Annotated in this window: 21 protein-coding genes and 1 pseudogene; 15 read left to right on the forward strand and 7 right to left on the reverse strand. The window is 70.9% G+C overall.

The window, feature by feature from the left end; all coding sequences use genetic code 11:
- Positions 1-434, forward strand: a pseudogene (locus NBW84_RS04430) (class I SAM-dependent methyltransferase); the annotation flags it as partial.
- A 35-nt stretch (positions 435-469) separates the two neighbouring features.
- Here NBW84_RS04430 and NBW84_RS04435 read toward each other — a convergent pair.
- The 4 genes from NBW84_RS04435 to NBW84_RS04450 all read right to left on the reverse strand — a co-directional run bounded on the left by NBW84_RS04435 (position 470) and on the right by NBW84_RS04450 (position 4,769).
- Entirely contained in the window at positions 470-1,423 is a 954-nt protein-coding gene (locus tag NBW84_RS04435; protein ID WP_250281956.1) for an aldo/keto reductase, read from the reverse strand.
- Positions 1,424-1,624: 201 nt separating this feature from the next.
- The gene (locus tag NBW84_RS04440) at positions 1,625-2,146 is read right to left on the reverse strand and encodes a hypothetical protein (RefSeq protein WP_250281957.1); all 522 of its coding nucleotides are present in this window, start codon (positions 2,144-2,146) and stop codon (positions 1,625-1,627) included.
- Between the two features lie 52 nt (positions 2,147-2,198).
- Positions 2,199-3,020 carry a helix-turn-helix domain-containing protein gene (locus NBW84_RS24080; RefSeq protein ID WP_445548634.1) on the reverse strand — a complete coding sequence of 274 codons (822 nt, stop codon included), beginning with the start codon at positions 3,018-3,020 and terminating at the stop codon, positions 2,199-2,201.
- 510 nt (positions 3,021-3,530) lie between these two features.
- Positions 3,531-4,769 carry a DUF349 domain-containing protein gene (locus NBW84_RS04450; RefSeq protein WP_250281959.1) on the reverse strand — a complete coding sequence of 413 codons (1,239 nt, stop codon included), beginning with the start codon at positions 4,767-4,769 and terminating at the stop codon, positions 3,531-3,533.
- A 1,018-nt stretch (positions 4,770-5,787) separates the two neighbouring features.
- Between NBW84_RS04450 and NBW84_RS04455 the strand changes: the two genes are divergently transcribed.
- Complete coding sequence (locus NBW84_RS04455) at positions 5,788-7,143, forward strand: extracellular solute-binding protein (protein WP_250281961.1); 1,356 nt, start codon at positions 5,788-5,790, stop codon at positions 7,141-7,143.
- Between the two features lie 544 nt (positions 7,144-7,687).
- Positions 7,688-9,037 (forward strand): transcriptional regulator, encoded by a 1,350-nt coding sequence (locus tag NBW84_RS04460; protein WP_250282001.1) that lies wholly within the window; start codon positions 7,688-7,690, stop codon positions 9,035-9,037.
- 102 nt (positions 9,038-9,139) lie between these two features.
- Here the strand turns inward: NBW84_RS04460 and ygfZ are convergent, their stop codons facing one another.
- Positions 9,140-10,504, reverse strand: a complete 1,365-nt coding sequence (gene ygfZ, locus NBW84_RS04465; protein WP_250281963.1) for a CAF17-like 4Fe-4S cluster assembly/insertion protein YgfZ — start codon at positions 10,502-10,504, stop codon at positions 9,140-9,142.
- A 7-nt stretch (positions 10,505-10,511) separates the two neighbouring features.
- Positions 10,512-11,075 carry a transcriptional repressor gene (locus NBW84_RS04470; protein ID WP_250282002.1) on the reverse strand — a complete coding sequence of 188 codons (564 nt, stop codon included), beginning with the start codon at positions 11,073-11,075 and terminating at the stop codon, positions 10,512-10,514.
- A gap of 596 nt (positions 11,076-11,671) precedes the next feature.
- On the opposite strand from NBW84_RS04470, the gene NBW84_RS04475 reads away from it, so the two are divergent.
- From NBW84_RS04475 to NBW84_RS04485, 3 genes are all read left to right on the forward strand, one after another.
- Positions 11,672-12,151, forward strand: coding sequence for a hypothetical protein (locus NBW84_RS04475; protein WP_250281965.1), 480 nt, complete (start codon positions 11,672-11,674; stop codon positions 12,149-12,151).
- The gene (locus tag NBW84_RS04480) at positions 12,148-12,501 is read left to right on the forward strand and encodes a hypothetical protein (protein WP_250281967.1); all 354 of its coding nucleotides are present in this window, start codon (positions 12,148-12,150) and stop codon (positions 12,499-12,501) included. Before NBW84_RS04475 ends, NBW84_RS04480 begins: the two co-directional genes overlap by 4 nt.
- A 201-nt stretch (positions 12,502-12,702) precedes the next feature.
- Complete coding sequence (locus tag NBW84_RS04485; protein ID WP_250281970.1) at positions 12,703-13,437, forward strand: phosphoglyceromutase; 735 nt, start codon at positions 12,703-12,705, stop codon at positions 13,435-13,437.
- Positions 13,438-13,560: 123 nt separating this feature from the next.
- Here the strand turns inward: NBW84_RS04485 and phoU are convergent, their stop codons facing one another.
- Positions 13,561-14,202, reverse strand: a complete 642-nt coding sequence (phoU, locus tag NBW84_RS04490; RefSeq protein WP_250281972.1) for a phosphate signaling complex protein PhoU — start codon at positions 14,200-14,202, stop codon at positions 13,561-13,563.
- Positions 14,203-14,981: 779 nt separating this feature from the next.
- Here phoU and NBW84_RS04495 point away from each other — a divergent pair.
- The 9 genes from NBW84_RS04495 to NBW84_RS04535 all read left to right on the forward strand — a co-directional run bounded on the left by NBW84_RS04495 (position 14,982) and on the right by NBW84_RS04535 (position 25,685).
- A complete protein-coding gene (locus tag NBW84_RS04495) occupies positions 14,982-16,220 on the forward strand; it encodes a sensor histidine kinase (protein WP_445548635.1) in 1,239 nt (412 codons plus the stop codon).
- Between the two features lie 64 nt (positions 16,221-16,284).
- Positions 16,285-16,965, forward strand: a complete 681-nt coding sequence (locus NBW84_RS04500) for a response regulator (protein WP_250281976.1) — start codon at positions 16,285-16,287, stop codon at positions 16,963-16,965.
- Positions 16,966-17,655: 690 nt separating this feature from the next.
- Complete coding sequence (locus NBW84_RS04505) at positions 17,656-18,588, forward strand: Ppx/GppA phosphatase family protein (protein WP_445548556.1); 933 nt, start codon at positions 17,656-17,658, stop codon at positions 18,586-18,588.
- Positions 18,589-18,756: 168 nt separating this feature from the next.
- The gene (locus NBW84_RS04510) at positions 18,757-19,734 is read left to right on the forward strand and encodes a sugar phosphate isomerase/epimerase family protein (RefSeq protein ID WP_250281980.1); all 978 of its coding nucleotides are present in this window, start codon (positions 18,757-18,759) and stop codon (positions 19,732-19,734) included.
- Between the two features lie 180 nt (positions 19,735-19,914).
- The gene (locus NBW84_RS04515; RefSeq protein WP_250281982.1) at positions 19,915-20,679 is read left to right on the forward strand and encodes a class I SAM-dependent methyltransferase; all 765 of its coding nucleotides are present in this window, start codon (positions 19,915-19,917) and stop codon (positions 20,677-20,679) included.
- 439 nt (positions 20,680-21,118) lie between these two features.
- Complete coding sequence (locus NBW84_RS04520; protein ID WP_445548555.1) at positions 21,119-22,189, forward strand: proline dehydrogenase family protein; 1,071 nt, start codon at positions 21,119-21,121, stop codon at positions 22,187-22,189.
- Between the two features lie 247 nt (positions 22,190-22,436).
- Positions 22,437-23,237, forward strand: coding sequence for a pyrroline-5-carboxylate reductase (gene proC, locus NBW84_RS04525; RefSeq protein WP_250281987.1), 801 nt, complete (start codon positions 22,437-22,439; stop codon positions 23,235-23,237).
- Positions 23,238-23,524: 287 nt separating this feature from the next.
- Positions 23,525-23,623, forward strand: a complete 99-nt coding sequence (locus tag NBW84_RS04530; RefSeq protein ID WP_003948845.1) for a 30S ribosomal protein bS22 — start codon at positions 23,525-23,527, stop codon at positions 23,621-23,623.
- A gap of 1,021 nt (positions 23,624-24,644) precedes the next feature.
- A complete protein-coding gene (locus NBW84_RS04535) occupies positions 24,645-25,685 on the forward strand; it encodes an NAD-dependent epimerase/dehydratase family protein (RefSeq protein WP_250281988.1) in 1,041 nt (346 codons plus the stop codon).
- Positions 25,686-26,134: the final 449 nt, after the last annotated feature.

Here is a 26,134-nt window from a genome sequence, read left to right on the forward strand (position 1 = left end):
GACGGCCCACGGCAGCCGGCCCGCTCACGGGCCCCGGGCCGCCCGCCGGGACGCCGTGGCCGTGGCGCCAGGGCAGCACGCTCACCCTGGCCGCGCACCTGCCGAGCCTCGCGCGTCCGTCCGAGCTGGCCGAACGGCTGCCCAAGTCGTTGATCGCCCACAACGTCCCCGGCGAGGACGTGCACGCGCTGCTGGCCGCGTTCGACGACGCCTGGCGGCGCAGCGCGCCGCGGGCCGTGTTCGGGCCGCGGCAGCGCTGGACAGCCGCGGTCGAGTCCCTGCGGGCGGACGGCTGGCCCGTACGGGGCAGCCGTCCGCGATGGCGGCTGGGCGAGGTCACCTTTGCCTGGCCGCCGGTACGGACGGACGCGGACGCTGCCACCGCCGGCACCGCGGGCACCGCCCCTGGCGGCAGCGACGGACCCGGTGGGTGAGCGGTGGACGGGTGAGCGGTGGAGCGGCCCGCCGCTCAGGCGCCCGGCCGCCGGGACGGAGCGATCTTGTCGAGGACAGTGAGGTCGTCGGCGCGAGGCTGCCACTCGCCGGCCGCGACGTTCGCCCGAACCTGCTCCGCCGTCGTCGCCCCGGCGATCACGGAGGCTACCGCGGGCTGCGCGGCCAGGCCGCCGATCGCCACGTCCAGCAGCGAGCGGCCGCGTTCCCGGGCGAAGGTCTCCAGGGCCTCGACCTGGTCGAAGACCTCGTCGGTGAGCTCGTCCTGGCGGCCGGCCAGCCGGGTGCCGGGCGGGGGCTGCTCGTCCCGGAAGTACTTGCCGGTGAGGATGCCGCTCGCGAGCGGGAAGTACGGCAGAATGCCGATGCCGTACTTCTGCGCGGCCGGGACAAGTTCGGCCTCGATGCTCCGCTCCAGCAGGTTGTAGTGGTTCTGGGCCGAGATGAAGCGGGTCGTGCCGGAGGCGCGCGCGGTCCACTCGGCGTCGGCGACCTGCCAGGCCGCGAGGTTCGACGAACCCACGTAGCGGACCTTGCCCTCGCGCACTATCTCGTCGAGAGCGGCCAGCGTCTCCTCGACCGGGGTGAACGCGTCCGGGCTGTGCAGCTGGAAAAGATCTATATAGTCGGTCTGCAGCCGGCGCAGCGAGCCTTCCACGGCCTTGCGGATGTACCGGCGCGAGGCGCGGGCGTTGAAGTCGGGCCCGTACACCCCACCCATGTCGTTACCGAACTTGGTGGCGAGGACCACTTCGTCGCGCCGGGTCCGCAGGATATGGCCGAGCAGGGTCTCCGAACCACCCTTGTTGCCATATGTGTCCGCCGTGTCGAACAGGGTGATGCCGTTGTCGAGCGCGGCCGTGACGACGGCCCGGGTGCCCTCGAGGTCGACCCGTGAGCCGAAGTTGTTGCAGCCGAGGCCGACGACGGATACCAGTAGGCCGGAAGATCCCAGTGGGCGATATCTCATATCGTCAGTACAACACGACATACCATGAACCCCGGGCGTCAGGTACCGGGATTCGCCGCCCGTCATGATCACAGGACCGGGCCGGTGGCGTCTGGTTGTTTTTTTCGAGTGGTGGCGCAGTTGCCGTCGTGAGGCGGTCGAATGGCCGGGGCACGACCGGCCATTCGACCGTTCGCCTGTCCGGCCATTCGGCCGGTCGGGCTACTTGGACTTCGCGCTCTCGGAGCCGCTGTTCTCCTTGGCGCTGTCCGAGGACTTCGTCGTCTTCGTCGCCTTCGGCGCCTGGTCGGCCGAGGAGCGCACGGCCTTGGCCCGGTTGACCACGTTACGGGTCCGGGTCACGGCATCCTCGGTCGTCGGGCTCTGGCGGATGCGGGTAACGCGCTTCTCGCCGCGGTCGGCGAAGTTGCTGTAGAGCGTGCTCGCACGTCCCTGAAGGTCGGAAAGCTGGGCACTCACCGACGAGGGCAGGGAGGTGACAGCGGTCTGCACGTTGCCGGGGAGCCGCTGGGCCTGGGTGGAGAGGTCGTTGACCCGGCTGGAAAGCTTCTTGATCTCGCCGACGTAGACGGTGGGGATGCTCCGGATCTTCTCCACCGCGGCGTCCGCGGCACCCACATAGGCGTACAGGGGCTTGCGGACCTCCGACAGCGGGATCTTGACGTCGGCCGAGGCCTCGACGGTGTCGCCCGACTTGTCGGCGCTGGTTCGGATGGTGGCCATTGCTACCTCCAGTGTCGTGACTGTGACGTGGTCGCTGGATACTGTTCTGTTGTTACTTCGTTGATGACGAGGTGTCATCCGGCGGGTTGTGGGCGGTGGCCCCGTTGCTGGCAGCGGTGGTCCGGGTGGAGCGGCCGGTCTTCGCAGCGGCATCCCCGCTGGTCTTGCCGGTATCGCCGGTGGCCGCTGCCGTGCGTGGCCGTCGGGCCGCCGTTGTCCGCTTCGGGGCGGTGTCGGAGGTGCCGGGCGCGCGCGGGGCGGGGGTGGCCGCCGCCCGGGTGGCCCCGGTGGCCCGGCGGGTGGTGCCGGCCGGCTTCGTCTCGGCGGCCGTGCCCTCGGCGACCGAGGTCTCGGCGACCGGCGCGGAGCCGGCGGGCCCGGTGGACGTGGTGGGCCCGGTGGACGTGGTGGGCCCGGTGGACGCAGCGGTGGATGCGGTGGACGCGGAGCCGGTAAGGGCCGCCGCGGGCGTGGCGGTGGATATGCCCCGCCGCAGGCTGTCCGGCAGAGCCGGGCGGCCGGTCAGCCCGTATACGGCGTTCTCCTTCCGGAACGCGTCGTAGATCTCGGCAATGACCTGCTTCTGCCGTTCGGTGAGCGTCGAGTCGGCGAGGACCGCCGCGGTCACATCGCTGTCCGACGCCCGTTCGTCGAGAATGCCGGCCTGCACGTACAGCACTTCCGCGGAGATCCGGAGCGCCTTGGCGATCTGTTGCAGAATCTCGGCGGACGGCTTGCGCAGGCCGCGTTCGATCTGGCTCAGATAGGGATTGCTGACGCCGGCCTGCCGGGCGAGCTGACGTACCGAGATATGTGCAGCCTTGCGCTGGTCCCGGATGAAGTCTCCGAGATCGCGTACGTTCAGGGGCGGCACGTTCAGTGTCGGCCTCCTTTCGTCTGAGGTATGCGCCGGCGCGCCGGGTGGACCATGCCCGCCGGGCGGACTTCACCGGGCGAACCATGCGTACGGTCACGGGACTCGCCGTGTCGCTGAACCGATGGTTGGCATCGTACGGCCAACTGCTAGCTGTGGCAAGCAGTTGGCAAGCATTCTGGAATGCCCGGGACGCCTCCGCCCGGGCCGGCCCGAGGGTTTCCGTGCCTCCGGCGCGCACAGGTGGGCCCACGCGGGGATTTGATGTTTATTCACGGTATTAACGATGTTGCGGATGCGCTAAGCACAATGAGTACTGTGAGTATTCACACTTGTCTCAGGGGTTGCGAACGATCGCATGTGGCCACACTGAGATCGCAATAAGTAACAAACATTTTACTTTTGGTTGCGCATCGGCGAGCTGTCGATCGGTCAGCCGTCGATCAGCCGCCGGGCGATGGCGGTCAGCCGGCTACCGGCCGGTCTCGCCGGCCCAGTCCTTCCCGCTGGTCAGCGAGTCGCGTGTGCTAGCCACTCGCGTTGTGTTGCTAGCGCCGACTCGGTCTCGGCCACCTCGTCCGCGCGCCCGTGGGCCCGGGCACGCTCCAGCCGCGCCTCCAGTTTGGCGACCGACTCCCGCAGCGTCGTCACGAACGGGGACTCGGCAGCCTCCCGCCGGCGCCACTGGGCATCGGACACGGACCGGACGCGGTCACCGGCGGCGGACAGCCGTCGCTCGAGGTCGCCGACGGCGTCCCGGGGCACCTTCCCGATGATGTCCCACTGTTCCTCGATCTGCCGCAGCCTGCGCAGCGCCTGGTCGGGCCGGGCGAGGTCGAGCGCGGCGGCCTCGGCGAGCAGCTGCTCCTTGGCGGCCTGGTTCACCCGCAGATGCGCGTCCCGCTCGGCGTTGGCGGCGTTGCGCCGGGCGAAGAAGGCGTCCTGCGCGGCACGGAAACGCGCCCACAGCTCGTCCTCGATGTCCCTGGGTGCCCGCCCGGCCGACTTCCACTGGTTCATCAGCGCCCGGTAGTGGGCGCCGGTGGCCGACCATTCGGTGGAGTCGACGAGTGCCTCGGCCTCGGCCACGATTGCTTCCTTGCGCTGTCTGGACTGGGCCCGCTGCTGGTCGAGCGCGGCGAAGTGAGCGGTCCGGCGCTGGTTGAACTCCTCGCGCGCGGCGGTGGCCCGCTTCCACAGGTCGGCGTCGGTACGGCGGTCCACCCCCGTGACCGCCCGGAACTCGACGGCGATCGAACGGAACCGTTCCCCGGCGGTCTTCCAGTCGGAGCTGCGCGCGAGGCGTTCGCTCTCGGCGACGAGCGCTTCCTTCGCCTCCACCGCGGCGGCGGCCCGCTGGGCGCGTTCGGCCTCGCGCCGCGCGCCACGCTCGCCGGCCGCTTCCAGCACCGACCCCAGGCGTGCGGTGAGCGCGTCCAGGTCACCGACCACCGCCGCGGTGTCGAGGGAGGCCAGCAGCCGCCGCGCGCTCGCGACGAGCCCCGTCGGGTCGGCGCTGGGGACGGCCAGCCGCTGCTCCAGCAGCGCGGCCTCGGCGGCCAGATCGTCATAGCGCCGGGCGAAGTGCGCAAGGCCCTCCGCCGGGGAGCCCGCCCGCCAGGAGCCGACTGGGCGCTCACCCGTGGTTGTGCGTACGTACACGGTGCCGTCGTCGCCGACACGCCCCCATTCGGAGCTGTTGCGCTCGCTCATCGTGGTCCCGAAGATCGGCGTCAGGTCAGCTGCCATTCTTACAGGCATCGCGCGGATGGGGCACATCCTGCTGGCCGTTGGCAGGCCGGGGAGACGCCGTCGGCCGTCGGGCGTCGTCCCGGTGGGGGGAGCCGCGTCGCGGCGGGGGCGGCGGGCGGCGGGATCTTCCCCGGTCGCCCCGGTCGCCCCGGTCGCCCCGGTGCCCGTCCCCGGTCCCGGGCCTCGGTGTCGTTCTCGGTGCCGGGCCGTGGTGCCGTCCCCGGTGCCGGGGAGCGCTCCGCCCGCCGTTCCCGGCGCTGCCTCGAGGGTGGGCGGAACGCTCCCGCGGGGGAAGCCGCACCCCGGACGGAATCGTGGCCGGCGAATTTCCGATGTGCTTTCCTCAACATTGTCGGAAATACGACAGCGGGCCGTTGGCCGGCAATCCGGCGTCAACCACGGTTTTTCTGAACGGGCCGTCATATGTGTGGCCGCGGTGACATGCCCCGGTCGTATACAGATGTTCTCCCGGCCACCAGGATTCCAGCCGTGTACCGAGCAGACGAGACCCGCCCGGGGCCGCCGGCGGGAGCGCCTGCCGGCGGCTCCGCCCATGGGCGGCCGCCGGCAGGCGAGCCTTCCGGGCCGCGTCACGCGCGACGTTCCGCGCGGCCGGCAGCGGTGCCGGTGCCCGGGGATGCCGCCCTCGACGGCGCCCGGCGCCGGGCCCAGCCAGTGGCCTCAGTGGCCTCAGTGGCCTCAGTGGCCTCAGTGGCCGCAGGGGTCCCGACGTCCGCGGGGTCCCGGCGTCCGCGGTGCTCCCAGGGGACGCCGAGGTCTCGCCGGGCCCCGGCGCCGCGGGCGGCCCGGCGGCCCACCGGCCCGCAGGCCGCGTTCCCGCCGCCGGTTCCCGCGTCCCGGCCATCGGCCGCGCCGAGTACCGCGAACGAGTAGCGCGGAATCGACCGTGCTCATTCCGGTCCGATGCCGGCCGCCCGGGCCGTCGGCAGCACCGGCCTCGGCACCGATATCAGAACCGGCGGCGTCGGGGCGTGAAAGCCTGAAAGGAAGAAAATTGATCCGGATTCCGCCGGCGACACGGTTCGCCGTTGTCGTCGCCGCCGTATGCACGATCGCCGCGTGTGGGGTGGGCGGTTCCGGCGGCCTGTCGCCGGCAGCCGGCCCGCGCCCGCCGGCCCGCCCGGCCACCGTCGCCGTGTCCGACGCGAACGGGGCCACGGCGTCGCTCCAGTGCGCCACAAGGGTCAGAACGCTGCGGATGGTCGCGAGCGGCCCGCTCACCGACAGCGCGAAGGCAGCCAAGGCATACATGGAGAAGGCCCACCCCGGCCTGACGGTCGACATCACGTCCACCGCGACCAGCTATTCCCAGATCGTCCAGCAGATCGGTACCGACGCGGCCGCCGGGCGCAGCACGGACCTCGCGGTGGCCGGGCTCGACCTGCTGGCCACCTTCGTCGAACGGCTCGACGCCCAGGAGGTATCGCCGCGGTCGCTGCGCGCCTCCTACGACCAGCGGTTCACCACGCTGGGGTCGGTGGGCAGGCAGCTGTTCGTTGTCCCGCAGCAGGTCTCCGTGCCCGTCCTGCTCTACAACGCCGACATGCTCGCCCAGGCCGGGGTGGACCCGGGGTCGCTGAAGGACACCACCGGCCTGCTCGCCGCGGCCGAAAAGATCAGGCAGGCTCTGCCCGGCGTCCAGCCGGTCGACCTGCCGGCTTCGGACCAGTTCGGGCAGTGGTTCTTCAACACCATCGCGGGGTCGAAGGGCGCGAACATCCAGAACGCCGGGGGACGGCCGGACTTCACCAGTGCCGCGGCGCGCGACACCGCGAGCTTCCTGGCCAGGGTCGGCGGTTACGGGCCCCAGTCGAACACGCCGGCCGACGCCATGGTCCGCTTCGCCCTCAACCGGAAGTCCGCGATCGTGGGCGCGAGCATCAGCTCGGTGGTGCCGGGGGTACAGACCATCGAACGCCAGGGCAGGGGCGCGTTCCCGCTCGGCGTGGCGCCGCTGCCCGTCCTGCCGGGTGGTACGCAGCATCCGGTGGCCGGTGGGAACGGCCTCGTGGTGCTGGCCACCGACCGCTGCCAGAACGAGATGGCCACCGAGCTGATGATGGCGATGCTCGCGCCGGACGTGGTGGCCGCCGGGGCGACGGTGCTCAGCTACCTGCCGGTCGACATCGAGGCGGCCAACCGGCTGGTCTCGCTGTACCAGCGGTACCCGCAGGTGGTGCCCTTCAACGCGATGACCGACTCGGTCGTCCACGCGCCGTACTGGTCGGGGCCGCGCGGCGGTGAGGTGCCCGTCCTCGCATCCGAGGCGGTCGCGAGGATCATGGCGGGCGCGAATCCGACGGCCACGCTGACCGAACTGCAGAAGCAGGCGGAGGCGCTCATCATGTGACCGGCGGCCACCTTATGTGACCGGCGGCCACCGGCCCGATGATCATTTGATTGCTGCTCATCGGGCCGGTGGCCGTTCGGTTGACGGCCGTCCGGCCGGTGGCCGCCATGCGGCCGTTGCCCGTCGGGGCGTTCGGCTTTTCGGCTTTGCCGTCGCTCCGCTCCCGCTCCGTCCACGATTCTGTTTCTTTTTGTATTTATTACATTCTTTTATAAGATCGCGAACGGGGAGTAGGCATTTCGAGACGCTCCGTGTGATCTCGCCGTGGTACGGCCTCTTGTGGGGCTCGCGACCGGCGGTAGCATGATTGCAGGATCTTGCTGAACAGCAAGCTGATGAGCAGTCAATGGCCTGTGCGGGATTTTGTGCGGTGCATTCGCGGCCATCGTGTGAGCACGTGTGCAATCGGTGTTAAACGGTGCATGTCGTTGTCCTCCTGTGGTCTTTTGCGCACGCATCGCTTCCTGTTTGTCACTGTGTCGCGAAGATGTCATCACATAGCGTTGTTAGCTGCTCACCAGATGCGACTCGAAGGAGACAGATGATGTCGACCGAGGGCGCCGGCGCCTGCGCTCACCCGCTCGCGTTCGTCCGGGCGCAGCATGGCTGGTCCTATCAGCGACTGGCCCGGGTGGTGGCGCGCCGCGCACGCGACCTGGGTGTGGCCAACATGGCGGCGGAACGTCAGAAGGTCTGGCGCTGGGAACACCGGGGTGTCGTGCCTGACCGGGTCTCCCAGCTTGCCCTCGCCACCGAGCTGGGAGTCTCGGCCCAGAAGATCGAGTCCCATCCCTGGCCGGCCTGGCTGCCGACCGGTGACGTCGTACGTACCGACTACCCGTGGAACAGCGCAGGCAGTGTGACATCAATGATCGATGTTGTCGAAGGTGCCCTCACCGACCGCCGCGGCTTCCTCACCATCACCGGAGCGGGTGTGGCGAGCCTGGCCGGCGAGTGGCTCAACCTGGAGCCCACCCGGCTCGCCGCCGCCCTGGACGGCGGCCGGGTGGACGAACAGGTGGTCCACCGCATCGAGCACAACATCCCGGGGTTACGGCTGATGGACGACCGGCTCGGCGGGGAGGGCGTCCGGCGGCTTGTCGACGCCGAGCTGCGAGTGGTCACCGACCTGCTCGCCAAGGGCTCGTACACGGAGAAGATCGGGACGAGCCTCCAGCTGCTCGCCGCCGAACTCGCCCGGATCGCCGGGTGGGCGTCGTTCGACGCCGGCTACCACACGAGCGCGCAACGCTACTGGATCGCGGCCCTGCACGCCGCCCACGCCGCCGGGGACCGGCTGGTCGGTGCGAACATCATGAAGAACATGTCGTTGCAGTGCGTCGACTTCGCCTGTCCCAAGGAAGCCCTCGAGCTGGCCGAAGCGGCCGTGACGAGCAGCGGCGGCATCAGCGGACGCGCCGGCGCGATGTTCCAGATGAGGCTGGCCCGGGCGTACGCGGCACTGGGCGACCAGGCCGGGTGCTTCCGCGCGCTGGCCCAGGCCGAAACGGCGGCCGGCCGTTCCAGCCCACACGACCCGGCCTGGGCGGGCATCTTCGACGAGGGATTCCACGCGGCCCAGCTCGGGATCTGCTACATCGACCTCGGCCAGCCACAGCAGGCGGACCGCTGGCTGGCGCACGCCCTCGCGGTGCACCCGGTCGCCCGCGCCCGCGACCACGCGACATACCTGCTCCGCCGCGCGGCCGTGCAGATCGACCTGGGCAACATCGACCACGGGTGCGCGCTCGTCCGCCAGGCGACGCCGTTCCTGGAGGCCACCCGCTCGCAGCGCAACGCACGGCGGGCGGAGGATGTCCGGCGCTCCCTGCGCCGGCACGCGGCGCATCCGGACGTCCGTGAGGTGGATCAGCTCCTCGCTCGTCCCGCCTGACCGTGTCCTGTCGTCCTATCCCACCCGGGGGACGGCTGCCCTCGCCGAGGCGAGCGGCCCGGCCGAGGGTGCGACGCACGGAACGGACGGTCCGGGCTCGGGTCAGCCGACGAGACGGCCGGCCGGGCGGGTCGGCTGGTCGGGCCCGCCCGCCGGCTCCACGGACGCCGCGACCTCACCCGCCTCCGGGTCGACGACGACCAGGGCGGTGTCGTCGGGCACGGTCCGTTTGACGATCGCCAGCGCGATCGGGCCGAGTTCCGCGTGTACGACGGACGTGCCCACGAACCCGACCGCCCGGCCGCCGCTGTGCACCGGGGCGCCGTGGGCGACCGTCGTGCCGTCCAAATGCAGCAGGACCATGCGCCGGGGCGGGCGTCCCAGGTTGTGCACGCGGGCGACGGTCTCCTGACCACGGTAGCAGCCCTTGTCGAGGTGGACGGCGGTGGCCAGCCAGCCGACCTCGTGCGGGATCGTCCGGTGGTCGGTCTCCGCGCCCAGGCGGGGCCGGCGGCCGGCGACCCGCGCCGCCTCGAACGCGCCGGCCCCGGCGAGGGAGGCGCCCGCGGAGACGAGCCGCTCGACCATCCCGCGCAGCGTCCGGCGCGGGACGAGCAGGTCGAGACCGTCGGGCATCGCCCGGACGAGGATCTCGGATCCGCCCGGATCCTCCTGCTCGCCCGCCTCGAGGCCGGCCCCCGGGCCGTCCGTCGCGGCGCTGTCGGCCACGGGGCCGTCGACTACGGCTGGTGATGTGACGGCCGGCCGGACGAGGGCCCGGGCCAGCGGGTACAGACCATGGGCCAGCAGGTCACCGTCGTAACCCACCGTCACATCGTGGCGGTCAGGCCGGTGGAGCGGAGGGTCGAGCGGGGCGAACGCGCTGGTCACGACGTCCACGGCGGCCGGGCCGATGACCGACAGCACGGCATAGTCGGCATGGACGTCGACCGGTTCGACCCGCAGCAGGAAACGCATCGACTCCAGGTAGGCGAGCAGTGCGGCGCTGGTGCCCGGCTCGACGTCGAGCCAGCTGGCCGTCCCGTCGTCGGCGATCATCAGGTGGTGTTCGACGTGGCCGTGCGGGGAGAGCACCAGCGCCTCGCTGCCCCGCATGGCCGGCAGCGCGGCGAGATGCTGGGAGGTGATGCTGTGCAGCCAGGACAGCCTGTCCACACCGGTGACGCGCAGCACCCCGCGGTGCGAGCGGTCGACGACCACTGCCCCGCGCTCGCCGGCGCGCTGCTCGCGCAGCGGATCCCCATAGTGGTCGGCGACCCCGAGATCGGGCCCGGTGGCGGGCACGGCACTGGCGACGGCCAGCAGCGGTGAACGGTAGCCGTCGTCCGGGCTGTCCGGGCTGTCCGGGCTGTCCGGGCTGTCCGGGCTGTCCGGGCTGTCCGGGCTGTCCGGGCCGCCGGGCGTGCGCGTGGCGATCGGGTCGGTGGTCATGGACTGTCCGGTCATGGCCTGTTCAACCCGAGACCGGGGTCGCGCAGTTCCCGCATCGGCCGGCAAGTGCGACGTGACTGACGTCCACGGAGAAGTCGAAGTCGTCGCGCAGCCGGGCGACGAGGTCGGTCAGGACGTCCGAAGGGATCTCCCGCACCGTGCCGCAGCCGCCGCACACCAGATGGACGTGCTCGACGACGCCGGCCGCATGGTACGTCGGCGCGCCGTGACCGAGGTGGGCGTGCGAGACGAGGTCGAGCTCCTCGAGCAGGTCCAGGGTGCGGTACACCGTGGAGATGTTGACCCCGCCCGCGGTGCGGCGGACCTCGGTGACGATCTCCTCGGGGGTGGCGTGGCCGAGCCGGGCGACCGCTTCGAGGACGAGCTGGCGTTGTGGGGTGAGCCGGTAGCCCCGGGAGCGTAACTGCGTCTGCCAGGTGCCGTCCGCCACCGGCTCCGGGGCTGACGACGACCCCGAGGCTGACGACGCCGGGACCTCGGCCCGCGGTGACGCGGTGGCAACCGGCGCGGCAGCAGCCTCACGCCACCGCCAGCTCTCCCGGCCTTTCGCGACGTCCACCGTCATGGACACAGTTTAGGCCGCGTCCGATGGATCTTCGATCGTGCGGACGGTGTCCTGCTGTGTCACCGTCGCGACCCTCCGACGATAATTACTTTTTGTTATACATAAGTCGCCTTAAGTGTTCAGGAGTCGCCGGCGACGGCTTGGCGGTTGGTGCGGAAAAGCGGTTGCCGAGCCCACCCGGCCCCCGTAGCGTTGTCCGTACACGAGAAGGGAGGTGGTCTAGTTTTGTGTGATAAACGGACTCGTGAGGTGACTGTCCGCTAAGCCGGTCTCGTGGTCCTCACCCCTGCCGGGTGACCTGCGGGCACCGGCACCGGCGAGAACCAGACAGGCACCGGACCTCCGGGCGTCGTCGCTGGTCCCGACGACCTGTCGTCCCTTCCATGGGCGATGGAAGCGCCCGGAGGTCTTTTTGTCCCCAGTCGGACGGCTCAGGATGCCACGCGGCGGCTGCGGATTATCACGACGCCGCTGGCGGGACCGTCGATGGGGCGGAAGGCGGTCGGGCGTCATCGATGGGTGGCCCGCAAGGTCCGAGATGTTGCGGCCATGATTCGATCTTAAGATGTTGCGACATCCGAGCTAGTGTGGATGTCATGAGCGCGGCCTACGAGGAAGTCCCGTTCAGCGAGCTCCTCCATCATCCGGCGGCAACCGCCCGACGGCTCGACGAGGTACGCGCGCTCCGGTTGCGCCGCCGCGACGCGACGGACCTCGCGCTGATGCGAGTGGAGCAACTCGAACAGGACTCCGCCGTGGTCGACTTCGCCACCCGCATGCTCGCCAGCCTGATCCACACCGGGAACGCTGCCGCTCTGCGGCAGGCGCTGCCAGACGCGTTGCCCTGGACGACGTTCCTACCGCCGGCGGACGTCGACACCTTTTTCACCGAGCTCATCGCAACCGCGCGCGGCGCGATGGCGCTGGACACGCTGGCTCCCGTCGCCGTCCTGCTCACCCAGTGGCGGCACAGCGCCGAGATCCACGCCGACCCCGCCCTGTACGCGATCCTGACCCGGGAACCCGACGGCGACCTCGGCCCCGTCCCCCAGCCACCCGCCGTCGCAACCGAATGAGCCCGAAGCGGGAAGACCGCGCCGCTCCACCCCCCACCAGCAGCGAGTACGACATCTGTTTCGCCACCAACGAGGCCGCCGACGGCTGGGAACACCTCGCCCGCCAGGCCCCGGGCAACCTGCGCCGCGCCTTCGACACAATCCGGTCGTTGCCGCGGATCCGCGGCAATCCGGACCGTCACCACCGTCTCAAGGGCGCCCTCGGCACCGCGACGTTCAAAGGCCAGACGCTGGAACGCTGGCAGTATGAGGTCACCAGCGGCGGACGCATCTGGTATCTGATCGATGATTCGAACCGGACCGCGTGGGTGATCTACGCCGGTACCGGCCATCCCAAGGCCACCGACTGACACCCAAGCCGACAACCAGGACAGCGGACGAGGGCAACACCAGCGGGCCGGTTCGGGCCGGGCGGCCAGGGGCGGGGGTACCGGTGTGGGGTGGTGAAGGGCTGGGCGTCGCGGTCGGAGCGGCCCTGAAAGTGCCCCGGACGGGTGCGCCACGGCCGATCCAGCCGCATCGCGGCGACGGGTTGCGGCAGGATCGAAGTCATGCCGACGCTCGTTCTGCTCCGCCACGGCGAGAGCACGTGGAACCGAGAAAACCTGTTCACCGGCTGGGTGGATGTCGACCTTTCCGACAAGGGCCGCCAGGAGGCGGCCCGCGGCGGTGAACTGCTCCGCGACGCCGGTGCGCTCCCGGACGTGGTGCACACGTCGTTGCTGCTGCGCGCGATCCGCACCGCCTGGATCGCGCTCGACACGGCCGGCCGGACGTGGATCCCCGTGCACCGCTCCTGGCGCCTGAACGAACGGCACTACGGCGGCCTGCAGGGGCTGAACAAGGCCGAGACCCTCGCCGAGTACGGCGAGGAGAAGTTCACGCTGTGGCGCCGTTCCTACGACACCCCGCCGCCGCCCATCGGCCCCAAGCAGGTCAGCGGTGTGGACGAGCGCTACGCCGACCTGCCGCCGGACCTCATCCCGGCGACCGAGTGCCTCAAGGACGTGGTGGCCCGGATACTGCCGTACTGGTACGACGCGATCGTGCCGGACCTGCGGCGCGGGAGGACCGTGCTCGTCGCCGCCCACGGCAACTCGCTGCGCGCCCTGGTCAAGCACCTCGACGGCATCGGCGACGGCGACATCGCCGCCCTGAACATCCCCACCGGCATCCCGCTGCGCTACGAGCTGGATGACGACCTGCGCGTCCTGTCCTCGTCCTACCTCGACCCGGAGGAAGCGGCCCGGGCCGCCGCCGCCGTAGCCGCCCAGGGCAAGAAGTAACGAACGCCGGTCGGGTGGGCGCTCGGCGGCGCCGAACGGAGCCGTGACGTGGGGAACGCGGGCCCGGCAGGGGCGGAACCACGTCACCGCTCTGTTCGTGTAGCTGGTCCCGCTCCGGGCGGGTCAGACCCGTTTGCCGGTGACCAGGTAGATGACCCGGTGGGCTACTGAGACGGCGTGGTCGGCGTAGCGTTCGTAGTAGCGGCCACAGAGGGTGATGTCGATCGCGGCCTCCATGCCGTAGGTCCATTCCGTTTCCAGCAGGACGTGGAAGAGCTTGCGGTGCAGGGCGTCCATGGAGTCGTCGTCGCTTTCCAGCTCCTTGGCCAGGGCCGCGTCGTGGCCGGCGATGACCGACCCCGCCTTGGCGACGATGCGCTGCGCGACCTGCCCCATCTCCAGCAGGGTCGAGTGCAGCTCCGGTGGGACGGCACGGCCGGGGTAGCGCCGGCGGGCCACCTTGGCGACGTGCAGCGCGAGGTCGCCCATGCGTTCGAGGTCAGCCACGATACGCAGCGTGGTGACCATCGTCCGCAGGTCGGTGGCGACCGGCTGCTGGCGCGCCATTATGTCGAAGGATCGTTCCTCGATTTCGTTGCGTAGCAGGTCCACGGTCTCGTCAGCCGTGATCACGCCCTCGGCGAGCTGCAGATCTGCGTCGAGAAGGGCGGTCGTCGCTCGCGCCATTGCTGAAGCGACCAGGTTGGTCATCTCGACGAGCGAGGAGTTGATGCTCTCGAGCTCGTCGTGGAAGGCGTCCCGCACGGACGGCTCCTTCGTGTCTGTAGCGGTTGTCAGCCCATCGGACCACAACAGGGTGAGGTCAGGACGGCTGGCAGAGCACGATCATGTTTCTTTCGCGCTGCTGGAAGCCGTGGATCTCGCTGGTCACCGGGACGGCGGCCGTGTTCCCGGCTCGCCGGGACGGTGACCATGCGCGTGCCGGCTCCCGGCGTTGCGAGCCGGCGTCGGCTGTCCGTGGGAAAGTCGCCGTTCCGCTCTTCGGCGCGTCACACGTTGAGGGCGAACAGCGATTGCTCCTGGACATATGACCCCGAACGCCGCGCATACCCTGTCGCGATCAACGATGGTCGGCAGTGCTCGCCCCACGGTGAACACATCCTGTTGGCCGGGTGAACTCCTGACGACTATCGGACCGGGTTGGGTGGATACACCCGCAGCCCACCTACCATTCGGCCGTGGGCGAGGGCGCGGACGAGCGGGAGGCCGGCTTCGGCCTCCCCGGTTCCGGGCTGCCCGGCATCGGGCTGCCCGGCATCGGCCGTTCCGGTTTCTCCGGCTTCGGGTTCTTCGCCGGCGGGACCCGCTCGGATGCTGTCGGCTCCACGCCGCGCACCGGCCGGGAGCGTCCCGGCCCGCGACCGGCATCGGCCCAGGCGCCGCCGGCCCAGACGCCGTCGGGTGCGGCGTCGTCGGGTGCGGTGCCGCCGGCCCAGGTGCCGCCGGCTCAGGCGTCGTCGGGTGCGGTGCCGCCGGCTCAGGCGCTGCCGGCTCAGGCGCCGCCGGGCCGGGGTGCGCCCACGATCCGGACGGGTGACAGTACGGCGGTGTCCCCGCGGCGGCGGTTCCGCGATGCGACGGCCGCGAACCCGCCGACCGCCGCGCACGCGGCGCTGCCCTCGCGGCTCGTCCGGCGCCTTGTCGACGGCCTGCCCTCCGGGCTGATCGTTCTGGACGCCGACGGCGTGGTGGTGCTGGCCAACCCGGCGGCCCACGCCATGGGGGTGATCGTCGACAGCCGGCTGGACCTGGGTGAGCTCAGCGACCTGGCCGCCCGCACCCGCGGCGACGGCGTCGACCGTGACCAGCAGCTCGACCTGCCGCCCCGCCCCGAACCGCCGCTGACCCGGCCCCGTCCCGACCAGGAGGCGTTCGCCGTACGCGCCCGCACCTCGCGGCTGGACGCGGACGGCCATGTCGCGGTGATCCTCGACGATCTCACCGAGGCCCGCCGGGTGGAGGCGGTCCGCCGGGACTTCGTGGCGAACGTCAGCCACGAGCTGAAGACCCCGGTCGGCGCGCTGCACGTGCTGGCCGAAGCCGTCGCCGCGGCCAGTGACGATCCGGCGGCCGTCCGCCGGTTCGCGTCCCGGATGACGCACGAGTCCGCCCGGCTGGCCCGCCTCGTACAGGAGATCATCGATCTGTCCCGGCTGCAGGGCGCGGACCCGCGGCCGGATCCCCAGCCGGTGCAGGTGTCGGTGGTGGTGGCCGAAGCGCTCGACCGCACCCGGCTGGCCGCCGCCGCCCAGGAGATCATCGTTGCGGTGATCGGCGACAGCGACTTCGTGGTCAGCGGGGACGAGGGACAGCTGGTCACCGCGCTGGCGAACCTGCTGAACAACGCGGTCACCTACTCCCCGCCGGGGACCCGTGTCGTCGTCGGTGTCCGGCGCGCCGGTGACACCGTGGAGCTCTCGGTCGCCGACGAGGGCATCGGCATCGCCGAGAAGGACCTGGAGCGGGTGTTCGAGCGCTTCTACCGGGCGGACCCGGCGCGGTCCCGCACGACCGGCGGTACCGGGCTGGGCCTGGCGATCGTGAAGCATGTCGCGACCAACCACGGGGGAAGTGTGAGCGTGTGGAGCTCCGAGGGGGCCGGGTCGACGTTCACGATCAGACTGCCGCTGCTGCTGGCCGATACCGATGACGATGCTGACACCGAGATCGACACCGAGATCGACACCGAGATCGACACCGGCGCCGGCATCGACACCGATGCCGATGCCGGCGCCGAGCACAGGCGCGACAACGGCGACTGACCGACGAATGACGGCCGACGGACCGACACCCGGATGACGGACGGATGACGAAGGAGTGTGACGCGTGACCCGCCTGCTGGTCGTGGAGGACGAGGAGTCGTTCTCGGACGCGTTGTCGTTCATGCTGGAACGGGAGGGTTTCGACGTCGCGGTAGCCGCCGACGGGCCGGCCGCGCTGACCGAGTTCGAGCGGCACGGCGCCGATCTCGTCCTGCTGGACCTGATGCTGCCGGGCCTGTCCGGGACGGAGGTCTGCCGTGCGCTGCGGCAGCGGTCGACCGTCCCGGTGATCATGTTAACCGCCCGCGACAGCGAGATAGACAAGGTCGTCGGCCTGGAGCTCGGCGCGGACGACTACGTCACCAAGCCGTTCTCCGCCCGTGAGCTGGTCGCCCGTATCCGCGCGGTGCTGCGCCGCCGCGGCGAGGTCGACGAACACGTCACGGCGACGCTGGAGGCCGGTCCGGTGCGGATGGACGTCGAACGCCATGTGGTCACGGTCGCCGGCACCTCCGTCCCGCTGCCGCTGAAGGAGTTCGAGCTGCTGGAGATGTTCCTGCGCAACGCCGGCCGGGTCCTCACCCGCGGCCAGCTGATCGACCGGGTCTGGGGCTCGGACTACGTCGGGGACACCAAGACCCTCGACGTCCACGTCAAGCGTCTGCGCACCAAGATCGAGGACGAGCCCGGGAACCCACGCCACCTGGTGACCGTGCGGGGCCTGGGGTACAAGTTCGAGCCCTGACGCCGGCGGCGCCCCCGGTGGCACGGCGTCTCCGGCGGCCCTGTTCTCTCCGGTGGATTCTCTCCGGTGGCGTGATCGTGATCTTTCTGTGACGATTCGGTTCTTTGATCGGCGTTTCGGCCCGACAGTGGCGATCACTTGTGTACGTTGGTCGGGTGAGGGCTCCGCCCGGCCTGGTCGCTGTGCGTACCTGATCACTGTCATGGTGGTTAGCCGTCGCTGTCATGGTGGTCCGCCGGGCGTGTTGTTCGCCGGATACCGGTGGCCTGGTTCGCTGGGCGCTGGTGCCGGCCGGCCGTGGCCGGCTCGATGCACGACCGGGAGTGGATGCGTGAAGTTTGGCCACGCGGCGAGGGGGGCATGCGCTCTTCGTCCGCTGTCCGGTCTGCCAACTGTTTCCGTCCTGCCCGATCTGGCCGGTCTGGCCGATTCGGATGACCTCGCCGGCCCGGCCGGCCCGGCTGGGTTGTCGGTTGCCGTGCGGGTGGGCCTATCGTGTGTCCGATGTCACTGAAGCCCGTGGCCGAGACCGCCGCCGTGGAGATCCCCGCCGCCGCCCGGCCCGGGGCCGGTGACCCGCCCGTGACGCTGCCCGTGCCGGCCCCCCTCGGCGATGGCCAGGAGGTGGGCCAGGAGGCCCTGCCCCACCAGGCCGCCCCGCACGTCGCCGTCCCGCCGGTTTCCGGCCGGATGCGCCTCGGTGTGATCGATATCGGCTCGAACACCGTGCACCTGCTGGTGGTGGACGCCCATGTCGGCGGCCAGCCGCTGCCGGCCGCCAGCATGAAGGTCCCGCTGCGGCTGGTCGAGCTCCTCGACGGTGACGGAGCGCTCTCCGCCGAGGGGGAGCGGATCCTGACCGGCTGCATCATCGACATGAGTGCGCGTGCCGACGAGCTCGGCGTGGACGATCTTGTGGCGTTCGCCACTTCCGCGCTGCGGGACGCTACCAACAGTGAGGACGTCCTGGCTCGTCTGCGGACCGCCAGCGGGGTCGCGCTCGCGGTCCTGCCGGGGCAGGACGAGGCCCGGCTGACCTTTCTGGCGGTGCGGCGCTGGTTCGGCTGGAGCGCCGGCCGGCTGCTCGCGCTCGACATCGGCGGCGGCTCCCTGGAGATCGCGGCCGGGATGCACGAGGACCCCGACGTCGTGTCCTCCCTGCCGTTGGGGGCCAGCCGGCTCACCCGGGACTGGTTCGCCAACGACCCGCCGAAACGCTCCGAGGTGACGGCCCTGCGGCGCTACGTCCGGGCGCACATCGCCCCGGTGGTCTCCCGGCTGTACGTGGTCGGCGAGCCCACGCGGGCGGTGGCGACGTCGAAAACCTTCAGGTCGCTGGCCCGGATCGCCGGCGCGGAGCCCTACAGCCGCGGCCCGTACGTCCGCCGGGTCCTGCGCCGGGACGCGCTGCGCGAGATGTCCGCGCGGCTGTGCCGGCTGTCCGCCGCCGAACGGTGCGACCTGCCCGGGGTGTCGGCCGACCGCGCGGGCCAGCTGGCCGCCGGGTCCGTGGTCGCCGACGAAGCCCTCGACCTGCTGAACCTGGATGAGGTCGAGATCTGCCCGTGGGCGCTGCGGGAGGGCATCATTCTGCGCAGGCTGGACTGGCTGACCTCCGCGTGACCTTCGAACAGCCCTCCAAATGATCTTCATGTGAGCCCCGTCCGGTCCCTGTGCGATCTCTGTGTGGTCTCCATGTAGTCCCTGTGCGACTTCGTTCGGTAACCGGTCTGCTGTCTCGGTGCTCCGAGTCGGGCGCCGATCGCCGCGCACAGGCACTACTGTTGAGGGATGTCCGAGGCGCAGACCCCAGCGCCGCGGCTCGGGGACGCCGAGGTCGCGGACAACCGTGGCCCAGATTTGTGGCGGCCGACAGCGGATTCCGCTGTTCTCTCCCCTGACACCGGCTACCCGGCCCGGCTCGCACCGCGTGGCGGTGGGCGTGCCATCGCACGGGTGCCCTCGGCCAGAGTGGCTCTGTCGACCGCGTCGACGTATCCGGAGTCGACGGCGGCGGCTTTCGAGATGGCTGCCCGGCTTGGCTACGACGGCGTAGAGATCATGGTGTGGACGGATCCGGTGAGCCAGGATCCGGAAGCTCTGCGGCGGCTTGCCGACTATCACGGCATTCCGATCCTGGCGATCCACTCCCCGTGCCTGTTGCTCACCCAGCGTGTCTGGGGGGTCGAGCCGTGGGCGAAGCTGCAACGGGCCCGCGCCGTCGCGGAGACGTTGCGGGCACCGACCGTCGTCGTCCACCCGCCGTTCCGGTGGCAGCGTGACTACGCCCGCGACTTCATCGAGGGCATCGAACGGATGGCGAACGAGACGGACATCCGCTTCGCCGTCGAGAACATGTTCCCGTTGCGGGCCCGGGGGCGGGAGGTGTCCGCGTACGCGCCGAACTGGTCGCCCGTGGACGACGACTACCGGCACGTCACCCTGGACCTGTCACACACCAGCGTGTCCCGTTCCGACGCGCTCGCCATGGCCGACGAGCTGGGCGACCGGCTGGTCCACGTGCACATGGCCGACGGGGTCGGCCTGGCCAAGGACGAGCACCTGGTGCCCGGCCGCGGCAACCAGCCATGCGCCGACCTGCTGGAACGGCTCGCGGCCCGGGGCTTCGACGGGACGGTGGTCGTGGAGATCAACACGCGCCGCGCGGAGTCGAGAGCGCAGCGGGAGGCCGACCTCGCCGAGGCCCTGGCGTTCACCCGCCTCAACCTCGCCGCCGCCCCCGTCACCGCGGCCGGCCGCCTGCCCTGACGTCATGGCCCTGGTCCGGGCATTGTCGCCGGGCCGGCCGGTGATACCGGTGGAGCGGGTGATACCGGTGCGATGCCGGTGGAGGGGCAGTACCGGTGACGTGACGATACCGGCGGGGTATCGAGACGAACAGCGGTAAACAGCCGTATCCGGCCCGCACGACGGTGCCACCATGCGGTAATGAGCGCCAGATCGCTTTTCGACCCGATGGTGGACGCCTATGACGCCGCCCGGCCGTCCTATCCCGATCAGCTGTTCCGGGATCTGGCCTGGCTGGCCGGGCGTGAGCTGGCCGGCGCGGACATCCTCGAGGTCGGCGCCGGGACGGGTATAGCCACCCGGGACCTGCTCGCGCGCGGCGCCCGGGTGATCCCGGTGGACCACAGCCCGGGCATGCTCGGCCGGCTGCGGGAGCGCACCCCCGGGATCGGCGTGGTGCGCGCCGACGGCGAGGCGCTTCCGTTCTCCGACGCCGTGGCGGACCTTGTCTGCTACGCCCAGGCGTGGCACTGGGTGCGGGTGCCGGTGGCCGCGGCCGAGGCGGCCCGGGTGCTGCGCCCCGGCGGCGCGCTCGCGGTCTGGTGGAACGACGTCGACGGCGAGGACCTGCGCTGGTGGGAGCGTCAGCAGCGGCGTCTGGAGGCGATGAGCCCCGGCTACCGGCGCGACTACCGCACCCGCCCCTGGGCGGACGAACTGCGCTGGACGGGCCTGTTCACCGAGGTCGTGACGGTTTCCGGCCACTGGGGCCGGACGCTCCCGCTGGACCGGTACGAGCTGTGGCTGCGCTCGAAGTCGTACGTCCAGGCGATCGGGGACCGGCTGGAGGACTTCCTGGACGCCGAACGGCGCTCCCTGCTGAAGGCCTTCCCCGACGGGATGATCACCGAGCCCTTCCGCACGATCCTGACGGTGGCCCGCCTCCCACTCACCACCCCGTCCTGAGCAGAACCCACCCCACCGCACCCCCTGAAACCCACAAAGACATGCCGATCATCCACCTTTGTCGGGAACGAGTACGTAAGTGGCTGCTACAGCAGCCACTTGTTCCCTCGTTGTCATGATGGGATTCCTTTTTCGTTTTGAGGTGGGGTAACGATGTGGATCTGTTGCTGTCGCGGCACCGTATTCACGTCCTTTGGGGTGGCGCGGTGAGCCTCCCGGGCGGGGGCCGGTATGGGGGAGAGCCGGCGGTGGTGGGAAGGCTGGCGTGGTGGGGCGCTGCGTTGGGGCCGGTGTGCTGGGGGCGGATGTGGCGGGGCTGGCGAAACGGGGCGGATGTGGTGGGGTGTGGTGGGAGCGTGCCGGTGGGTGTCGCTGGGTGTCGGGGGTGGTTGCCGTGGCGTTCGGGGCCCGGGCGGGGGTGTTGCGGGATCCTGCGGGGATGCTGCGGACGGCGCTGTTGATGATGTCGGGTGATCCGCGGGTCCGGCGGCTGGTGTCCACCGCGCCGTTGACCCGGGGCGTGGTGGAACGGTTCGTCGCGGGGGAGGACGTCACGGCGGCGGTCAGGGTGGCCGGGGGGCTGCGTGACGCCGGCCTGCGGGTGTCGCTGGACCTCCTCGGCGAGGACGTCACCGACCACCGGCTGGCCGAGGAGTCGGCCGCCGCCTACGGCGGGCTGCTGCGCGCCCTGGCCGACGCGGGGCTCACGCCCGCGGCTGAGGTCTCGGTCAAGCTTTCCGCGCTGGGGGCGCGGGTCGACGCCGCGCTCGCCCGTGACCTGGCCTTCCGGGTCTGCCAGGCGGCCCGCGACGCCGGGACGTGCGTCACCGTCGACATGGAGGATCACACCACCACCGACGCCACGCTGGCCGTCGTCGCCGACCTGCGCCGGGAGTTCGATGAGACCGGTGCCGTCGTCCAGGCCTACCTGCGGCGTACCGAGGCGGACTGCCGTGACCTCGCGGCCGCGGGCGGCCGGGTGCGGTTGTGCAAGGGCGCCTACGCCGAGCCCGCCTCGGCCGCCTACGTCCGCCGGGCCGAGGTGAACGCCTCCTACGCGCGCTGCCTGGCGATCCTGATGGCGGGTCAGGGGTACCCGATGGTGGCCACCCATGATCCGGTCCTGATCGAGCTGGCCGCCGGGCTCGCCGGCGAGCTGGCCGCGGGCAGGCTGCCCGCGAGCGCGCCGACCGTGGGTGACCGGCCGGCCGAGCGCGTGCCCACAACACCACAAGCCGAAGCGCCGCGGGCCGCGGTGCCGTGGGATGCGGCGTCACGAGGGGCGGCGTCACGAGGGGCTGCGTCACGAGGAGCGGCCCGGCGGCCGTTCGAGTACCAGATGTTGTACGGAGTCCGCCCCGGGGAGCAGCGGCGCCTTGCCGAAGCCGGTGAGATGGTAAGGGTCTATGTTCCATGCGGGCGTGAGTGGTATGGCTATCTGATGCGGCGGCTGGCCGAACGCCCGGCCAACCTGCTGTTCTTCGCACGTGCGTTGCGCTCCACCGCGTGAGCGCGGCGGGCGGGCGGGGGCGGGCGTCGGCGGTGACGGACGGCTCCGATGGCGGACGGCGACGGATGGGGGGGAGTGAGGCGGGAACCGGTGGCAGCCGCGCACCGGCCGGTCACGTCCGGGCCAGCCATGTGCCGGGCCAGTCATGTGTGGGTCGGACTGGGGAGAGCCGGGTTGACAGGAGAGCCAGGTTGACGAAAGTGCTCCGCCTGGGGACGGGTATGGTCCGCCGACAGGAGGGACGTCCATGACGATCGCTATCCTCGGCGCCGGCAGGCTCGGCGAGGCGTTGCTGTCGGGGATGCTGCGCTCCGGGCATGATCCCGCGGATCTGTTCGTGACGGCGCGCCGGCCGGAGCGCGCCAAGGAGCTGTCCGCCCGCCACGGCGTCGAAGCGGTCTCCAACCCGGCCGCGGCCGCCCGGGCGGACGTGCTGATACTCACGGTCAAACCGCAGGACATGACCGCGCTGGTCGGAGAGATCACCGATGTCGTCACGCCGGAGCATCTGGTGATCTCGGTGGCGGCCGGCGTCACCACCGCGTTCCTGGAGTACCGGCTCGCCGCCGGCACGCCGGTGGTGCGGGTGATGACGAACACCCCTGTGCTGGTGGACGAGGCCATGTCGGCGATCTCGGCCGGCGCCCATGCCGGCGAGGAGCACCTGCGCCGTACCGAGAGGCTGCTGGCGCCGGTCGGCAAGGTTGTCCGGGTGCCCGAGGCGCAGCAGGACGCCGTGACGGCCCTCTCCGGCAGCGGCCCGGCCTATTTCTTCTACCTGGTCGAATCGATGATCGACGCGGGCATCCTGCTGGGGATTCCGCGGGGGGTCGCCGCGCAGCTGCTGGTGCAGACCGCGGTGGGGGCGGCTGTGATGCTGCGCGACTCCGGCGAGCATCCGGTACTGCTACGGGAGGCGGTGACCTCCCCCGGCGGTACGACGATCACCGCCATCCGGGAGCTGGAGAAGCACGGCGTCCGAGCGGCCCTGCTGGCCGCGATCGAAGCGGCCCGGGACCGCTCCCGCGAACTGGCCAGTCCCACCTGACCGGACACGAAAGCCCGCCAGGACCAGCCAGGGCGTACGCGAACGGAGCCGTGCCAGCAGGGCTGTGCCAGCAGGGCTATGGCAGCAGGGCTGTGGCAGCGGGGCCGTGACGACGGGGCCGTGACGTGGAAGGCGCGGAGCGCGCGGGGGTGGGAACCAGGCCGTCGCTCCGTCCGCGTACTCGTCCGCCCGTGGGGGAGCGGGTGGCCGTGCCACGTTGTCCGGTGGAGCGGGTAGGCTCGGCCGGTAGTTCGTTCGGCTTTCCTTCCAACAGATCGGTTGGGTTCGTGGGTTCGGTTATCAAGAAGCGTCGCAAGCGCATGGCCAAGAAGAAGCACCGCAAGCTCCTCAAGCGGACCCGCGTTCAACGGCGCAACAAGAAGTAGTTAAACGATTACTTCGAGCTTCTTCTGCTGTCGGCTCGTCGTGGTACGAGCCGGTTCGCCCGGACGCCGGACGGTGGGCGCCGGGCGCGGGAGGCCGGGCGCGTCGGAGCGGGATCGTCGTAGCCGGCTGCCGGCCGTGCGGCGTCCGGTGGATGGCGGCCGGCCGGAGCGATGATCCAGACAGCATCCCGTGTGCGGTAGGCACAACTGGATGCCCGCTCCGGAGGATGCGCCCGTTCCGGATGCCTGTTCGTGGGGCCTCGCCCGGCGCGGCCGGCGGTCCGTGTCGTCGCCACGCGTCGGCACGGGTCTCCGGTCGCGGCCGCGCAGGGAGCCCGGCGATCTCCACTGCTTCCGGCGTCCCGGCCCGGAAGCGCCCGACGCTCTCCCGTCTGTGGACGGGCTGCTCCCGTCGCCCTGTCGCTCCCGTCGCCCCGCTCTCGACGGCTCCGCTCGCCGGTGGCGGCCCTGCTGTCCCCTGGTCGCGCCGCGTCGGCCCCGCCCGTCGGCTCCGCGGTGTCGGTCTTGCCGCGTCGGCCCCGCCGCTCTCGTCCCGTGGGGGAGCCTGCTGGATCGCTGGCCGCATCGGCCGGCATCCGTCGGACGGCCATCGGGGGCTGTCTGGCTGCCGTTACCGGCAGATCTTTCTGTGACATTGCCGCTACCATCCGCTTTCGTGATGACGGTCCCGCTTTTCCGTTGCCACCTTTTGTGCTCGGTTGACTACCTGGTGTTCCGTATTCGATTGCGTGGCTGCTGTTCCCGGTCCGGTGGCGATGCCGGGCCGGGTGATGTCATCGGATGTGGCCTGCGAATCGTTGTCGGACGAGACCGGCGGAATCGTTACCGGATGAGCCTGTGGTGTCGCCTCGAGTTATGCTTCCTCGTCAATAGTCGACGTTGGGTGACGTTGGTTATTGTTGACCAATAGGACGCCACGCCATGTACTCCACGATGTTTCTGGCGTGACAACGCCAGGGCGTAGCATGGGCCCGGGTATCGGGGCAGGGGGCGACGAGAAATGCGACCACGCTGCGTGCTGGTGACCGGTGTTTCCCGGCCGCTCGGCGCACAGGTGGCGAGTGTCTTCGCGGCCGACCCGGAGATCGAGAATGTGATCGGGGTCGATACCGTGCCGCCCCGCGACGATCTCGGCCGCACCCAGTTCGTCCGTGCGGACATCCGTAATCCGCTGATCGCGAAAGTAATCAGTGCCGCCGCTGTCGACACCGTCCTTCATCTGAATGTGATCGCCACTCCGCTCGGTGCCGGCGGCCGGGCCACGATGAAGGAAATCAACGTCATCGGCACCATGCAGCTCCTCGCCGCGTGCCAGAAGGCGCCGAGCGTCACAAAAGTGATCGTCAAGTCCACCACGACGATTTACGGATCATCACCCTCTGATCCGGCGCTGTTCACCGAGGAGATGGAGCCGCGCAGCCTGCCTCGCGGGGGTTACAGCAAGGATGCCCTGGAGGTCGAGGGATACGTCCGGGGTTTCAGCCGCCGGCGGCCCGACGTCACTGTCAGCGTGCTGCGATTCACCAATATCATCGGCCCCGGTATCGACAGTCCGCTGACCCGGTACTTCGAGCTGCCGGTCGTCCCGACGGTACTCGGCTTTGATCCGCGCCTCCAGCTCCTGCACAGCGAGGACGCGCTCGCCGTGCTTATCCAGGCCGCCGTCCAGGACCATCCGGGCACGTTCAACGTCGCCGGGGACGGTGTCCTCCTGCTCTCCCAGGCCGTGCGGCGGGCCGGGCGGGCGCCGCTGCCGGTACCGTCCCCGGCCGTGGTCACGCTGGGGAACCTGATCCGCAGATCCCGCCTGCTGGACTTCTCCGCCGAACAGCTCGGTTTCCTCGCGCATGGGCGCGCGGTCGACACCACCCGGCTGAAACACGTCTTCAACTACATTCCGCGGTTCACGACACAACAGACCTTCGACGACTTCGTACGGGACCGTCCGATGCGTTTCGCGATCGACCATGACGCCGTGGTCCGCCTGGAGCGGGCCCTGCTGGACGTACTCGCGCGCCGCAGGCTGGTCGGGACGTCATGACCAGGCTGGCCGGGGCGTCGCGACCATCGTCACCACCTTTGGGTGGCTTCCACGTTGGGCAGGGAGTAGGGCGTGCGGGAGACGGACCGGCACTGGACAGGAGACGGATGCGGACGGGAGACGGATGAGTTGAACCTGGTCATGACGGTGATCACCACGCGATGTCCCCCGCGCGGCCCGGCCCGGCAGACGTGGGGCGTGGGCTGGCGGGCCGCTGGATAGCGGCGGTCGACCGGCGAGCGGGCCGCCGGGGGCGTGGGCCGGGCGGGTGGTCGTCCACCGGCGCCGGCCGGCCGAGGAGCGCGCGGCCACATCAGCGGCCACGCAGGTGCCGCGCACCCTCAGGCCCCGGAAAAGCCGCGGGCCCGGGGACCCACCCGGGGAATCCGAGGAGCATCCTGTCGGCCCACGCAGGGCCAGCCCACGCAGGGCCAGCCCACGCAGGGCCA

The sequence above is a fragment of the Protofrankia sp. CiP1_Cm_nod2 genome, assembly GCF_920664355.1.
GTDB lineage: Bacteria > Actinomycetota > Actinomycetes > Frankiales > Frankiaceae > Protofrankia.